This is a genomic window from Microcystis sp. LE18-22.4A (genome assembly GCF_027531105.1).
GTDB classification, from domain to species: domain Bacteria; phylum Cyanobacteriota; class Cyanobacteriia; order Cyanobacteriales; family Microcystaceae; genus Microcystis; species Microcystis aeruginosa.
This window is the reverse complement of record NZ_JAPZRB010000403.1, coordinates 1-15,187: the sequence shown is the minus strand read 5'-3', so window position 1 is coordinate 15,187 and position 15,187 is coordinate 1. Positions and strand designations below refer to the sequence as shown.

General features: G+C 43.1%; 13 protein-coding genes and 1 other RNA gene. 9 read left to right on the top strand and 5 right to left on the bottom strand.

Going from position 1 to position 15,187, the window contains the following annotated elements; all coding sequences use genetic code 11:
• Window positions 1-209: 209 nt before the first annotated feature.
• The gene (locus O9295_RS17905) at window positions 210-1,799 is read right to left on the bottom strand and encodes a glycoside hydrolase family 57 protein (RefSeq protein WP_147073292.1); all 1,590 of its coding nucleotides are present in this window, start codon (window positions 1,797-1,799) and stop codon (window positions 210-212) included.
• Between the two features lie 147 nt (window positions 1,800-1,946).
• Here O9295_RS17905 and O9295_RS17900 point away from each other — a divergent pair, with 147 nt between their 5' ends.
• On the top strand, window positions 1,947-3,101 hold the full coding sequence (locus O9295_RS17900; RefSeq protein WP_002796660.1) for a histidine kinase: 1,155 nt from the start codon (window positions 1,947-1,949) through the stop codon (window positions 3,099-3,101).
• Here the strand turns inward: O9295_RS17900 and O9295_RS17895 are convergent.
• On the bottom strand, window positions 3,079-3,906 hold the full coding sequence (locus O9295_RS17895; protein ID WP_288034264.1) for an alpha/beta fold hydrolase: 828 nt from the start codon (window positions 3,904-3,906) through the stop codon (window positions 3,079-3,081). The two genes, O9295_RS17900 and O9295_RS17895, sit on opposite strands and share 23 nt — an antisense overlap.
• A 182-nt stretch (window positions 3,907-4,088) precedes the next feature.
• Here O9295_RS17895 and rnpB point away from each other — a divergent pair.
• From rnpB to rnc, 5 genes are all read left to right on the top strand, one after another.
• An RNA gene (gene rnpB, locus O9295_RS17890) (RNase P RNA component class A) lies at window positions 4,089-4,536 on the top strand.
• 386 nt (window positions 4,537-4,922) lie between these two features.
• Window positions 4,923-6,443 carry a protein kinase domain-containing protein gene (locus tag O9295_RS17885; protein ID WP_287170369.1) on the top strand — a complete coding sequence of 507 codons (1,521 nt, stop codon included), beginning with the start codon at window positions 4,923-4,925 and terminating at the stop codon, window positions 6,441-6,443.
• Window positions 6,444-6,539: 96 nt separating this feature from the next.
• Window positions 6,540-6,764, top strand: a complete 225-nt coding sequence (locus tag O9295_RS17880; protein WP_288034261.1) for a hypothetical protein — start codon at window positions 6,540-6,542, stop codon at window positions 6,762-6,764.
• A complete protein-coding gene (locus O9295_RS17875; protein WP_288034260.1) occupies window positions 6,748-7,170 on the top strand; it encodes a type II toxin-antitoxin system VapC family toxin in 423 nt (140 codons plus the stop codon). The genes O9295_RS17880 and O9295_RS17875 overlap by 17 nt, the downstream gene beginning before the upstream one ends.
• Before the next feature lie 511 nt (window positions 7,171-7,681).
• Window positions 7,682-8,386, top strand: coding sequence for a ribonuclease III (rnc, locus tag O9295_RS17870; RefSeq protein ID WP_288034258.1), 705 nt, complete (start codon window positions 7,682-7,684; stop codon window positions 8,384-8,386).
• A 16-nt stretch (window positions 8,387-8,402) separates the two neighbouring features.
• Here rnc and O9295_RS17865 read toward each other — a convergent pair whose 3' ends face one another.
• Window positions 8,403-9,473, bottom strand: a complete 1,071-nt coding sequence (locus O9295_RS17865; RefSeq protein WP_147069555.1) for a WD40 repeat domain-containing protein — start codon at window positions 9,471-9,473, stop codon at window positions 8,403-8,405.
• Window positions 9,474-9,560: 87 nt separating this feature from the next.
• The gene (locus O9295_RS17860) at window positions 9,561-9,854 is read right to left on the bottom strand and encodes a hypothetical protein (RefSeq protein WP_147069557.1); all 294 of its coding nucleotides are present in this window, start codon (window positions 9,852-9,854) and stop codon (window positions 9,561-9,563) included.
• A 729-nt stretch (window positions 9,855-10,583) separates the two neighbouring features.
• Here O9295_RS17860 and O9295_RS17855 point away from each other — a divergent pair.
• A complete protein-coding gene (locus tag O9295_RS17855; protein ID WP_147069559.1) occupies window positions 10,584-12,824 on the top strand; it encodes a glycoside hydrolase in 2,241 nt (746 codons plus the stop codon).
• Window positions 12,825-13,058: 234 nt separating this feature from the next.
• Here O9295_RS17855 and O9295_RS17850 read toward each other — a convergent pair whose 3' ends face one another.
• A complete protein-coding gene (locus O9295_RS17850; RefSeq protein WP_288034254.1) occupies window positions 13,059-14,249 on the bottom strand; it encodes a HEAT repeat domain-containing protein in 1,191 nt (396 codons plus the stop codon).
• 217 nt (window positions 14,250-14,466) lie between these two features.
• On the opposite strand from O9295_RS17850, the gene O9295_RS17845 reads away from it, so the two are divergent.
• Together O9295_RS17845 and O9295_RS17840 are read left to right on the top strand one after the other, a co-directional pair.
• Window positions 14,467-14,799: a DUF6883 domain-containing protein gene (locus tag O9295_RS17845; RefSeq protein WP_288034267.1), complete on the top strand. Its 333-nt coding sequence runs from the start codon at window positions 14,467-14,469 to the stop codon at window positions 14,797-14,799.
• Between the two features lie 20 nt (window positions 14,800-14,819).
• Window positions 14,820-15,041: a DUF4926 domain-containing protein gene (locus O9295_RS17840; protein ID WP_002761801.1), complete on the top strand. Its 222-nt coding sequence runs from the start codon at window positions 14,820-14,822 to the stop codon at window positions 15,039-15,041.
• The last annotated feature ends 146 nt before the right edge of the window (window positions 15,042-15,187 follow it).

The window sequence follows — 15,187 nt, the reverse complement described above, 5'->3', positions numbered from 1 at the left end:
CAAGCTTTTCTGGTCGGAACCCCCTAAGCCGAGTTTTCAAGGTGCTGCGCCGTCCACTTGGTTTTCGAGACTGGCCTTTTAATTCTAACGTAAAGCCAACCTAGAACGGCGGGGTTTCAGACCCAAAATTTCCGATGAGTGAATCAGAAAGCAACAAGGTGCGTTACAAACCATAACGCACCAAAATTTTTATTAATCTCTAACAAAGATTACAGGGGTCGATAGACGCGATAATCGATATTGGGGAAAATATTGTCGATTTCCTCGACTTTTTCCAGCCAACCAGCATCAATCTTCTCGGATTTCACATCTTCATAGATTTTATTTAACCGCAGCAGGTGGGAACGAGTGCGCCGGACAGCATAGGGAACCATCGTACCGGTTCGCATAATAAACGCCCAATCAGAAGATTGTGCTAATAATAACTCCCGGGCCGCCTGATTTAAAGCCCGTTCCTGCAATTCATCCTCCGCTTCATGATGACTTAATTCAATCATCCGTTCCGTGCCTTTGTGTAGGTGAGGATAGATCCAAGCATTAGTTTCATTCAGCCAGTATTCATGGAAACCCTTATAACCCCAACTGGATTGGGAAGGACGACAGACCTGCTGGGTCGGGTTAGCCCGGAGATAATCGGCTAAATGGGTCATTTGGTAGATATTTTGGTCATACCAAGACTTACGGAACAGAAAATCAATAAACCAGGGTCCCTCATACCACCAGTGACCGAATAACTCGGCATCGTAGGGAGAAACAACCAGGGGAGGACGGCCCATAATTCCGGCTAAACTCTCCACTTGCCGCTCGCGATTATACATAAAATTGCCCGCGTGTTCGGCGGCTTTTTCTTTGGCCCAGTAGGGGTCATAAAGCCCTTTTTCCGATAAACCACCGTCCCGGCTAGTAATTTTGTGGTATTTGATGCCTATATTCTTGCGTTGACCGTTGGGCATGATATAGGGCTTAATATACTCGTATTCCGCTTCCCAGCCCAAATCTTTATAGAATTCCCGATAGACCACATCCCCCGGATAACCGACTTGGGAAGACCAAACCTGTTGGGAAGATTCGTGGTCACGACCGAAAGCAGCCACCCCGGTTTCCGTGAAAATGGGCGCGTAACTGCCGTAACGGGGGCGAGGACGACCGTAGAGAATACCGTGGCCATCGACGAGGAAATAACGAATGCCCGCATCGGCTAACATTCTTTCTACCCCTTCGTAGTAGGCACATTCCGGCAACCAAATGCCCTTGGGACGACGACCGAAATTTTCTTCGTAGTGTTGACAGGCCACCTCAATTTGCGCCCAGACCGCTTGTGGGTACATTTTCATCAGGGGCATATAACCGTGAGTCGCACCACAGGTGATAATTTCTAGGTTATTACTGTCGAGGAATTGTTTAAAAGCTTTGACCAGATCTCGATCGTATTTTTCCCAAGTTTGTCGGATACTTTGGAAAGATTCAGCGTAATATTCGGCTAAGTAGCGAATATGGCCATTATGTTGATTATGGTCGATTTCTTTAGCAATTAATTCTTCTAACTTACCTAAGTGTTCTTCATAACGCTCTTGCAGTAACGGATCCCGCAGCATCGACACCAAAGGCGGAGTCATGCTCATGGTCATTTTAAAATCGATACCGTCCCGCTTGAGACCTTCAAAAACTTGCAGCAGAGGGATGTAGGTTTCTGTGATTGCTTCGTATAACCATTCTTCTTCGAGGACGTAATCGCTTTCGGGATGGCGGACGAAAGGGAGATGAGCGTGGAGAACTAGGGCAACATAGCCAAAAGCCATAGGATTTCTTCTTAGAATTAAGGAATAAAACTTTAAGATTAGGTTGAGTAGATTTTATACTATCTTAAGCTTCTACAATAAAGAATATGATAAAAGTCGATCGATCGTCGATCGATCTCGTCAATCCCTAGGTTTACTAATTTTCCGATGCTCCCATCTAACGAGCCACTGACTGCTTTAGGGAGAGAGACGACAACGCCTCTCTCGATTCAACTTTTGCTGTTTGTTGATGACCGTCCCAGTTCTCAAGAAATTATCCGTCAAATTCAGTCCTATCTCCAGTCTTTAAAGTCTGATTACCCGATTGACCTACAAATCATCGAAATTCGCCAGCAACCTCATTTAGTCGAACATTTTCGCCTTGTAGCTACTCCCGCTTTGGTCAAAATTGCCCCCGGCCCCCGCCATACCCTCGCGGGCAGTAACCTGGTGGAACAGTTTAAAAAATGGTTGGTACGCTGGCAAAAAGCGATTAAAGAGGAGGTCAAAAATCATCCCGCTGAGGATGCACAACTTCAAGAGGTGGAACATTCGGGCGAACTCATCCGCATCGCCGATGAGGTTTTTCGTCTCAAACAGGAAAAGGAAGAATTATTAGAACAATTAAAATTTAAAGACCAAATTTTGGCTATGTTAGCCCACGATTTACGCAGTCCTCTCACCGCCGCTTCCATCGCCGTGGAAACCCTAGAATTAGCCTATCATCAACCGGATACTGAGCGCAGTCTGCAATTACGAGAACAACTGCACCAACAGGCCCGCAAACAGTTTCGGATTATGAACCGTTTGATTACGGATATTCTGCAAGCTTCTAAGAGCATGGCGGCGCAATTCACTCTCCAACAGAGTAAATTTTATCTCCAATCCCTCTGTCAGGAAATTTTGTCTCAATTTACCGATACTTTTCAGGAAAAGACTTTAATTCTCCAAAGCGATATCCCCCAAGATCTGCCCCCCGTCTATGCTGATGAGGAGTTAATCCGACAGGTGATTATTAATCTCCTGGAGAATGGGATCAAATATACTCCCGCCGGCGGCGAAATTACCCTTTCTGTCCTTCATCGTACTACTCAAAAAGTACAGGTGAGCATCAGTGATACCGGCCCCGGCATCCCCGAAGAAAAACAAGAGCATATTTTTGAGGGCCATGTGCGTCTCAAACGGGATGAGGGGAAAGAAGGTTATGGCATCGGTTTATCGGTCTGTCGCAAGATTATTCGCGCCCACTACGGTCAAATTTGGGTGGATAGTGTCCCTGACCACGGCAGTAGTTTTCACTTCACCCTGCCAGTTTATCGCTAAAATGCTCCGCTAACCAATTATCAATGTCCCCTAAAACTAAGTCGGGGATTTCCCAGGGGAACAGATGGGCCGTATCTGGGTAACATTTCCACTGAGACAGTTTCAGGTTTTCGGCCGTTTCTTGGCTAGAAGCACTGGTAATATGGCGATCATTTGCCCCCGCCAGAACCAAGCAGGGAATTGTAATTTTGTCAAGAGATTTTAAACAATTGTAACCTTTTTTTAAAGCCCGATTTAAAGCGCGATCGGCAAAGGGAGAAGTTTGTAAGTAGGCAGGAACAGCATCTTGAGCGAGATATTGATAGGCGATCGCTTGATGTTGTGAAAAAAGGTACTGAAACAGGGAACGACGAGCAAAAGTATCAATATTCCAACGCCATCCCGGTTTAATCTGATTGAGAATTGCCGCCATCCCCGTCAAAACTAAATCTGTGGTGGTGATAGGAGGATGACTACCCCAAGGCCGCGCGGCCGAGGCCACTAGAATTAAACCAGGAAAGCGATCGGGATGCCGCAATACTAATTCCAGTGCGATTATACCCCCCAAAGACCAACCGAGAATTAAACATTGCGGGATTTTTTGGCGATCGAGCAGCCCGATTAAATCCTCTAGATGTTCTTCTAGCTGAAAATCGCGGCGATAACGACTTTTACCGTAGCCGCGCAGATCCGGGGCCAGGGTTTGCCAGCGTTGGCAAAAATGATCGGTAAATACAGACATACTGGCTGCCGAACCGGGATGACCGTGCAGACAGAGGATCGGATAGCCATTACCTTTAATGTTAACGTTTAGAGCGATCGACATTGATCAGTTATCAGTTATCAGTTATCAGATTTGAGTTTTAAGTGAGCAGTATGTATTAAGCGAGCAGTATTAAATAGCAGTTTCCTGCTGTCTTTTCACTGTTCACTGTTTACTGATCACTGATTATTGACTAGGATATATGAGCGATCGAGTCTCTGGTAAGTCATACTAAAGAATAGGAGAGAGTTGGTCTAGAGGTTGCGGAATCATTTTATCAATGATTGCGAGGAAAGTCCGAACTCCCGAAAGACCACACTTGCTGGATAACGTCCAGTGCGCGTGAGCGTGAGGATAGTGCCACAGAAAAATACCGCCCCCTTTTTTCAGTAATCAGTAAACAGTAATCAGTAACGAAAGTAAATTCGCTGATAACTGATAACTGATTGGGGGTAAGGGTGCAAAGGTGCGGTAAGAGCGCACCAGCAGTATCGAGAGGTACTGGCTCGGTAAACCCCGGTGGGGAGCAAGGTGGAGGGACAAAGGTTGGTCTTTTTCCTGTCCCGTTTTTAGGAACCGCTTGAGGTAATTGGTGACAATTATCCCAGATAGATAACCTCTATTCCAACAAAGGTAAAAGCGATTTTACTGCTGTTGGGAAATACAGAATTCGGCTTATGTCTGACTCTCTCCTTTATCAGTTATCAGTTATCAGTGATCAGTAATCAGTATTCAGTATTCAGGAGATTATTTTTATTTATTCTCCCCTGCTCCCATCTCCCCTGCTCCCCCGCTCCCTGCTCCCATCTCCCCTGGAACCTCAACTACCAATTTAAATGCTTCTTAGCTTAGAGGGGGATTGCACCGCTAACGGTTAGGTGATTGATCAAATCCCGTATCGCTTGGCCGCCGCTACCGTGAGCTAGAGATATAATGGTGTGTCGCACTTAAGTAAGTTTGGGGTGTTTTTGGTTCTTTAGGAGATCTGAGGCTAAAATATTGGTTAATGGGTAAGTACCAGCAATATTGAATCTATTAACAAAACTTTACATTCTGTTAAAAAAATGAGGCAAAGTCTATTGGCTAATCGCTATCGAATTATTCGACAATTAGCAAGTGGGGGATTTGGCGATACCTTTCTCGCGGAAGATACCCATTTACCATCAGGTCGCACCTGTGTAATTAAACAACTCCGGCCTATGCACAATAACCCACAGGTCTATCAACTGGTCAAAGAGCGCTTTCAAAGAGAAGCAGTGATTTTAGAAGATTTAGGAAATAGTCATGATCAAATTCCCACATTGTTTGCTTATTTTGAGGACCAGGGACAGTTTTATTTGGTTCAAGAATATATTCAGGGACAGACTTTATCTAGTTTAGTTAAGAGCCAAGGAAAACAAGAAGAAACCTTTGTTAAAAGAATTTTACTAAAGCTTTTAGTCCTCTTGGAATATATTCAAAGTAAACGGATTATTCACCGAGATATTAAACCAGATAATATTATTATTCGTCACCACGATCAAATGCCAATTTTAATTGACTTCGGTGCTATTAAAGAAGCAATAGGTACAGGGATGTCTCCTAGAGGTAATTCCACCAGTTCTATTGTAATTGGAACACCAGGGTTCATGCCTCCAGAACAATCAATAGGAAGACCAGTTTTTTCCAGTGATTTATATGCTCTTGGTTTAACAGCAATTTATTTATTAACAGGTAGAATACCTGAAGAATTAGAAACCGAACCGCTTACTGGAGAAATTATCTGGCGACAATATGCTTTAAATGTTAGTCCAACTCTAGCCAATGCAATTGATCAAGCTATTAAATCGCAAGCAAATCAAAGATTTACAACTGCTCAAATGATGAGACAGGCGCTACAGGGACAGCCGACAGTACTGCCAACTGAACTTTCTTTCCCTTCATCTCAACAAGGCAACGTGATTCTGAAAAATGACTGGATAAAAATTACTATTGCTGCTGTAATAATAGGTATTACTTTCTTAGCTGGCTGGACTTTCTTCTCTAAAAAACAACAACAAAAATTAGAAGAAAGAATCTCTGAAATTCAATCAGAACAGACTAATCAAGCCAAACAACAAGAGCAAGAATTAGCGGAAAGGCAACGACAGCTAGATGAAAAACAACGTCAGCTTGAACAAAACCAAGAAGAATTAGCTGAAAAACAGCGTCAACTTCAACAAGAAAAACTTAAACCAACTGAAACTATCGCCTCTTCTTCTGAGCAAACAAGCTTAATTTGGCGTTCTAAAAGTAATTTAACTAGAATTGCAAACTTAAATAAAATTTGTTTTGGTAGTAGTACACTCAGTTTAGTTGAAACTGTTTTTGGATATGGTAAACCACCATTTACAGGAACAATTACGATTCCTGCTCCCCAAACAGAAGGTTGTACAACTGGAGATACCCTACAAGGAAATTTTAACCTATCTGGAAATGCAGGTAACTGTGTCGGCACAGTTAAGATTACTTGGAAAAATAACGATAATGCTTTTATCCAATGGAATATTACTAATTTGGGTTTAGCTTGTCCTGTAGCTACAAGCAATTGGCAAGTTAATACTTATCCTGTCAAGCTTTAATTCGCCAAGTTTTGAAAATTTCCAAAAATAAAACTTTGACTCTTGTAGTTAGCAATAAATTTATGATAAAATTTTAATAAATAATCAGGAGCAATTATGGCAGTTAAACCAAAATCAGAAAAATTCAACAGTGATATTTTATTAGAGCAAGAGACGAAAGCCTTTAATCCTCCGTCCCTTCCTAACTCTTCCCCAAAGAGTAAAACTGTTTTTCTGCAACAAGCAGGTGCTTTAAGGGATGATAGCTCTCTTGCTGACCTAAGAGACTCTATTTACCAAGCTAGAGGACGTTCAGAAACTGAAGATGATGTATATTCTTGACACGGATACTTTAACTCATCTCCACGCAGGTAATACTAACGTTATTAATCGGTTAGAAAGCTTACAGGATGAGGAAGTCGCCATTGCGATTGTCACCAAGATTGAAATTTTGCAGGGAAGGATAGATGATCTACTTAAAGCTTTTTCAGGAAGTGATTTATTGAAAGCACAAAAACTTTTTTGTCGTTCAGAAGTCCTACTGAATCAACTTCCTGTAATTTTAATTGATGGAGATGCTGCTAATCAATTTGACCGTTTACGAAGTGTTTCTGAAATCCAAAAAATTGGCAGAGCCGATCTATTAATTGCTAGTATCGCATTAGCTAATCAAGCTAGGTTAGTAACCAGAAATCTGCGACATTTTAGACAAATTCCTTATTTATCCTTAGAAAATTGGGTAGATTAATACAAGGTCTGATTTGCCCAGTTTCTGAACCTTTAGTTGGCTCTAGATTTACCTCAATAATCAGTCCTCGCTTGAGATTTATTATGCTGTCCATCCTACTAAAGCTGATTCGGTAAGTTGCTGTAATTCTTCATCTTGTTGATAAATTGCTGCCTACAGATTTGCTGATTCTTGTAAGTCCTGAGCCTCTAGTTCTAGTTGAAATCGCTCTAGAGCCACTCTCACTATCTCATTAGCATCTTTAAAGCCGTATTTTTGATAACGGTTGAGAAATTCTCTGTGAGGTTTTTCTAGACTGTTGATAAAGGTAATCCTTCTTCGAGTATAACGCTACAGGTGAGATAAGCTGTTGTGCATTTAAACTGGGTATGAGGACATTACAAAACAAACTGAGAAACTCACTCTCTCCCCTCTCCCCCACACCCCACACCCCACACCCCACACCCCACACCCCACTTCCCCACACCCCACACCCTACACCCTACACCCCACACCCCTTCTTCCCGCTCCCATGTCCTTAAGTGATCCGCGTCGCCAAAAACAATTAAAAATCCTAGTGGAAAAGCTGGGTTTATCGGCTGATGTCCCCGTCAAGTGGGATTTATTAGATTTGGCTCTAACTCATCCCAGTGTTTCCCGTGATAAGAATTATGAACAATTAGAATTTGTGGGCGATTCTGTGGTAAGACTCGTGGCGGCGGAGGTATTGTTAGAAACGTATCCAGAGGCGCTCGTGGGAGAATTTGCTGCGCTGCGATCGATGATGGTTAGCGATCGCACTCTGGCGGAATTTGCGGATCGCTACGGTTTCGAGCGTTATTTGTTGGTATCAAGTAGTACGAGTATCGATCAAGCGGGGAGAATTTCGCGACTAGCAGACGCTTTTGAGGCGGTCTTGGGAGCATTATATCTTAGTACACAGACTATGGTTTTAGTGCGTTCTTGGCTAGATGAACCACTAAGGGAAAAAGCGGCCGAAATTCGTCGAGATCCGGCCCGACAGAATTATAAGGATGCCTTGCAGGAGTGGACACAAGCAACATACAAAAAACTGCCGCAATATTTAGTAAAAGAAATCAATGGCTTAGATCAAGAACGTTTTTGTGCGGAAGTGTGGTTAAATGAGCAGAAATTAGGAGTGGGAACTGGCAGAAGCAAAAAAGCAGCGGAACAGGCAGCGGCTAAATCAGCTTTTCTAGAAGTGGTTAAAGGCTAAATGAAGATATTTTTGCCTAACGGACGAATTGCCAGAGGCGAATTTTAAAATCATAATTACCACTAGCCAAATACTGCCCATCGGGACTAAAAGCCAGGGATTCCACCCAGTCGGAATTATTATCAAACCAGGCCAACTGTTTACCCGTCGTCACATCCCATAAACGCACACCGTCATTACTGGCACTAGCGAGAATTTGTCCGTTAGGATGGAGTGCCAGGGAGCGAATTCGGGCCGTATGACCGATGAGAGTAAATAATAACTGATTATTGCTCGTATCCCAGATTTTAATCGTGCGGTCTAAACTACCCGTAATTAAATTTTTGCCGTCGGGAGTGTATAAAAGCTTGCTAACCGCTTGGGGATGGGCGGAAAATTTCGATAAAAATTTGCCCTCGCGGATGTCCCAAAAATTTACCTCACCGTTTTCATGACCACTAGCAAGGGTGACACCATCGGATTTCATCCCTAGGGAATAAACAAAATTACCCACCCAATTTAAACGATAGAGGGGACGGCGGGGAGGTTGCACTGTCCAGAGGCGAATTCCTTCCAAACCACCACTAATTAACGTTTTACCATCGGGAGTAACCGTAAGGGCGAGGACAGTATTACCGTGTTCGAGGGCAATTCCTAAATACTTGCCTTCCACCAGATTCCAAAAATTAATAGAACCATCTAAACCGCTACTAACTAATAATCTTTCGTTGGGACTAATGGCTAAAGCTTTGACGCTGGTTCTTTGGGCGCGAGTTTGGGAGACTTTTTGCCCTGTTTTTACCGACCAAATTCTCAGGAGAGGATCCGTATCACTACCACCGGCGAGAACTAATTGGTTATCGGGGCTGAAAATCACAGCATTAGGGGTGGATTGTTGCCCTTCTAAGGTTTTAGCGAGGGTAAGTCTGCCTAAACCTTCTACTAGGATAGTTTCTGGGGTTTTTTCGCCACTTTCAGCCGCGGGTTTAGGGGGGGCAATGGGATTTTGGGCATGACTAAGCTGATGTTGCCCGATTGTCAGCGTGGTTAAGACACTGACCACAATTGCCCCGACAAGTTTCTCCCCACCGATAAATCGGAATTTCATAAATTTAGTTGAATATTAACAAATGAACCGTGCTATAGATTCTAGCCTTTGAGGGGATTGATTGCCAAGCAAGGGGAGATTTTTGAGCTAAGAAGGTCGATTTTTTTCGTTTTTCAGGGTTGGTAAAGCCACTTGACCCGATTGGGGCGGTAAATAATATCTTGCTGCTTCTTCTTTGTTGATTACCTTGCTTTTTTGGCTCTGTCGCCACCTGGCGAAGATAGCGATCGCCATAATCGTTGCCCCTAAAGATAGCAGTGTCCATCTTTGTCCTACAACCCCGATGATGACATCTACTGCCGCTGCGGTAAAGATAAAGCTAGTTATTGGTTCTTGACGGTAAGCTTTCTTGAGAAAAGGCGGCCAGAGGAGATTACTCATTTTATCTATTATTTCTACGGTTTCGATAATTCCAGCTTATCCTATCATCCTGAAAAATGTTGTCGATCGAGGTGATGGGGGTTTTTCAGTAATCAGTAATCAGTAATCAGTATATCTCCTGCAAAAATCAAAAATCTTCAGTTAGGTGAGGAGAATCCGAGACAGGAGGAGAAAAAAGACAAGAGACAACTATTACAACCATAAAACCTAATATTATGTCAAATTTATCTTAATTTGAGGTCTAGTAAACAGTAACCAGTAAACAGTAATCAGTAATCAGTGAACTGAAAACTCAAATCTGATTAGCTGCCCGCACATTTAAATTGCTTGTTGAGATGAGGTAAGAGGCAACAGTAAAGAGATTGGCGGAAATTCAGCTAATCTAAGGATAGGCGGTTAAAATGTGTCTCCGATAACTGCTATAGCAGTTATCGGAGACAAAAGTTAGTTTAGGTCTGGGTTTTAAACATCCCAGAAAAGAAGATGTGCATATCAAATCACCAGGGCCCGATAATATTAGAGATTCTACTGCTGAACTGCAAATAATCAACACCAGAGGAGCCGATCCTTTAACAAATACAAAGAGACGATACCCCCTCAAAACCAGTTGATAGGATTATGGTAGTGACCGAAATCAACTTTTAAGAATCTATAATGGGCTTTATTGTCCATTATTATCTAATATAACGGCTTTAAAGCCTGTTATATGCACTTTTCCTCGGTATTATCATGGCCTATCCTCTCTACGTCGCTTTTATTTGGCATCAACACCAACCCCTCTACAAATCCTGTCAAACTCGCACCGATGCTTCGGGACAATATCGCTTACCCTGGGTGCGACTGCATGGGGTGAAAGATTATCTCGATTTAATCCTGATTCTAGAACGTTTTCCCAAATTACACCAAACTGTCAACCTTGTCCCCTCTTTAATCCTGCAATTAGAGGATTACGTCAACGGACTAGCTATAGACCCCTATCTTGCCCTCACCGTCACCCCAGAAGCGCAGTTAACCCTGGCACAAAAACACTTTATCCTCGAACACTTTTTCGATGCTAACCATCGTACCCTGATCGATCCGCACCCCCGTTACGGGCAATTATACGCAGAGCGTCAAGAAAACGGTCATAGTTGGTGTATTAGCCATTGGCATCTCCAAGATTATAGCGATCTCTTGGCTTGGCATAACCTCGCTTGGATCGATCCTATCTTTCACAGTGACCCAGAAATCGCTGCCTGGTTAGAACAGGGAAAAAACTTCACTTTAAGCGATCGCCAGCGAATTATCTCCAAACAGCGTCAAATTCTGCGTCGTATCTTGCCGCAACACCGGTTAATGCAGGAAACCGGACAACTAGAAATCATTACCAGTCCCTACACCCATCCAATTTTACCCCTGCTGGCCAACTCGGAAGCCGGCCGGGTAGCAGTGCCGAATATGACCCTTCCTCGGCAATATTTCCACTATCCTGAAGATATTTCCCGCCATCTCCAGAAAGCTTGGCAAATCTATATCGATCGCTTTGATAAACATCCTCGAGGACTTTGGCCCTCGGAACAATCCGTTAGTCCCGCGATTCTCCCCGCTGTCGCTAAACAGGGTTTTCAGTGGTTATGTTCCGATGAGGGGGTGTTAGGTTGGTCCCTGGGACATTACTTTCATCGCGACGAAAAAGGCAATATTAGCGAACCAGAATTGCTTTATCGTCCCTACTGTCTGGAAACTAGCAACGGCAATTTATCGATGGTTTTCCGCGATCATCGTCTCTCGGATCTGATCGGATTTAGCTATAGTGGCATGAAAGCGCAAGAGGCCGCTACAGACTTAGTTAAACACCTAGAAGCGATCGCCGAACAACTGAAAACCAACGCAGAAACCACGACCCTAGAAAAACCCTGGTTAGTTACCATTGCGCTAGATGGCGAAAACTGTTGGGAAAACTATCATCAAGACGGTTTACCCTTCCTAGAGAACCTTTATCAACTTTTAAGCGACCACCAAGCGATCGAATTAGTCACCGTCTCTGAATATCTCGATCGCTTTCCCGCTAATGCCAAAATACCCAGCCATCAACTTCATAGCGGCTCTTGGATCGATGCCAATTTTACCACTTGGATCGGCGATCCCGCTAAAAATAAAGCTTGGGAATATCTAATTTTAGCCCGTCAAACCCTCGCTAATCACCCGGAAGCGACGGAAGATAATAACCCCGACGCGTGGGAAGCATTGTATGCAGCGGAAGGTTCCGATTGGTTTTGGTGGTTTGGTTATGGCCATTCCTCCAATCATGACGCAATTTTTGACCAACTTTTCCGCGAACACCTGATCGCTCTTTATCAAGCTTTAAATGAGCCAATTCCCTCCTATTTGCTCGAACCTGTGGAAGAACACCGAGATAAACAAAGTAATCGTCCGATGGCTTTCATTCACCCCATTATCGACGGTTTTGGGGACGAACAGGATTGGGATAAAGCCGGACGGCTCGAAATTGGCGGCGCCAGTGGTACAATGCACCGGACTTCCTTAGTACAAAGACTCTTTTTCGGTTGGGATCACCTCAATTTTTATCTGCGTTTCGATTGGAAACCGGGGGCTGAATTAGGCAAAGATATCCCGCCTGAAGTGCATTTATATTGGTATTATGACGAAGTGCATCGTCTGCAAAGTCCAATTACCCTAGCAGATATTCCCCCTCGATCGCCCCTCGATTACGGTTATCATCATCATCTAGGAATAAATTTAATCACGGAATTTACTTGGTTAGAAGTCGCTCAAGAATATTTTACTTGGCAACGAGTTCCTAGTAGTGCCAAAGCTTCTTTTAATCAATGTTTGGAAATTGCTGTCCCCTGGGAAGGATTACACATTGAACCCGATGCTCGTCTCCATTTGATCGCAGTTTTAGCCAATCAAGGTCAATACTATGATTTCCTCCCCGTTGAAGAATTAATCTTCCTGCAAAGACCTTAAATCAGTGATCAGTTATCAGTAATCAGTAATCAGTAATCAGTAATCAGTTTTTTAGTTATCAGCTAGAATCATACTAAATCCGTTGAGTATAGGCTACATATCAGGATAGGCAAGAGGCAAAAGAGGAAATAGATAATCAGTCTTTAATAACCAGATTTAGTATTAAACGCTATCCTTGGGGAAATGGATGCGGATTACTGGCAAATTCACCACATCTGTGCAGCGGGAAATTAGCTATATAGTCCCATGATCTAGCTTTTTCAGGGCGCTGAGAGCATGGAGACGGACAATCGCCTCCCCATCGGCTGCTAAAGTCAGCAAAATACTTTTATTGTCCCGATCTAATTCTCCTAAAGCGATCGCTAGAGACTGTTTAACTGCCGTATGAGCGAGGATCGCGGGATGGGAGTGATAAAAATTACCGAGAATTTCCCCTGCTTGTCGGCGTAATTTCTGGCAGGTTTGCCGGCCGAGAATAGCGATTATTTCCCGACACATCAAGACATTTTCGCTATATAAAGCCTTTTCTAAGTAATTTAAAGCTTCTCCGTCCTCGATCCAGCCCAAGGCTCGTACTACAGTTAATTTTAAACTATCGGGAGTTAAGGAAGATTGCAGCAGTGGATTTAAAGCTTTGGCTGAGGTTGCTGTGCCGATACGACCGAGAGCGATCGCCGTTTCTTGACAGATCTCGAGGTGGATATCGAATAACAGCGGTTGCAGATGGTTAACTAAATCTGCTTGGGGATAATTTGGCCCCAGGTAACTACTAGCTTTAATTGCTTCCCGTCGCACATCGATGGCCGGATCCTGTAAAGCATCGAGGATCATCGCAGTAATCTGGGGATGGTGAAAACTGCTTAAAGCTTCCATCGCCATGGACCGAATGGCGCTAGATTCATCCTTAACTACGGTTAAAAGCGGTTCGATAATTTCCGGTCGGCGAATTTGTGATAAAGCTTGTACGGCTAAAAAACGGGTATTAGAGTCGGACAGTAATTGTCCTAAACTGGAGATGGCAGAACTGCCGATATTAGCTAAAGCGGCCGCAGCCATTTGGCTGAGTTCCTCCTCCTCCGATTTTTGCAATAATTGACTGAGAGCGAGAATACAGGCTCGATCGTCAAATTGACTGAGAATTCTCGCCAGAAACCAGCGCATTTCCCCATCTTGTTCCTCGGATTCTAACAGGGCAATTAAAGGAGCGATCGCCGATTGACCGATTTTAGGAAATAGTTTAGCTATCTCCCATCGCTGTTGAAAATCACATTTTTGTAAAGCTTCTAGGGCTAAATCGAGGATTTCATCGTTAATAATCGGTTCAATCGCATCTTTTTGGTTTAAAAGTCGCTGTATGCTGGCGTTTACTGTCTCCCAGTCTTTTTTATTCAACGCTATCTGAGCTTTTTCTAGCAGAGCTTGCATCGTGAGAAATGGCCTCGATTTTCGTGCTACCTATCCCAAGAATGTCAGACTTTCTCGCTTTTGTCCTCTCTTCTATGCAAGAAACCGATAATAAATCTCAAAATTGTGCATCAGACTTCAGTTTATCCTTAATTCTCTCGGGATAACCGAACAGAAAAGTATATGCTAGGCTACATTTAATCTAACCAAACCAAGAGAGCCGAGTTTTTTGTTGGAAGTGAAACTGCCTCATCCTGAAAGTACCATCATAGATGATCACAAACTAACTGGTTATTCCCTAAATCTAAATCATGCCGATGGACGGCATAAAGTCCGTGTTTTTAAATCCGCCTTAAACTTAAATATTGATGACGTTCAATTTCTTAAAAACGCACTCTTAGAAGCCGTTAAAACCTCTGATGCTATTCCCGATAAAATCAATCAATATGGCCAAAAGTATATTATTGACTTTCCCCTGAATCATCAAAACAAAACGGCTATTATTCACAGTGTTTGGATAATCAGAAATGAGGAAAATTTTCCCCGTTTAGTTACTTGTTATGTACTTTAAGGAGATAAGGAGATAATGAAATGAAACTCTTAGATGTGGTTGCTTTATTAGAAGACTTACCCCAATTGGGATTATATCGCGGGCAAGTGGGAACAATTGTAGAAGTCTATGAGCCAAATGTTTTTGAAGTTGAATTTAGCGATACTTCTGGCCTTGCTTATGCTATCGAAATCTTACAAGAAAATCAATTAATGTTATTACATCATTCTCCCTTAGAATCCCAAAAATTAACCGCTAAGTAGCGTTTGCTGTTGACTATCTAGGGTCTGCTGAAAAAGTTTTTCGTGGGGACAGGGTGTGGGGTGTGGGGTGTGGGGTGTAGGGTTTTACCGATTCTCATCTGGTCAATTACCTAATTTTCAGAGAAAAAGTCCCAGAATTTTCCCCC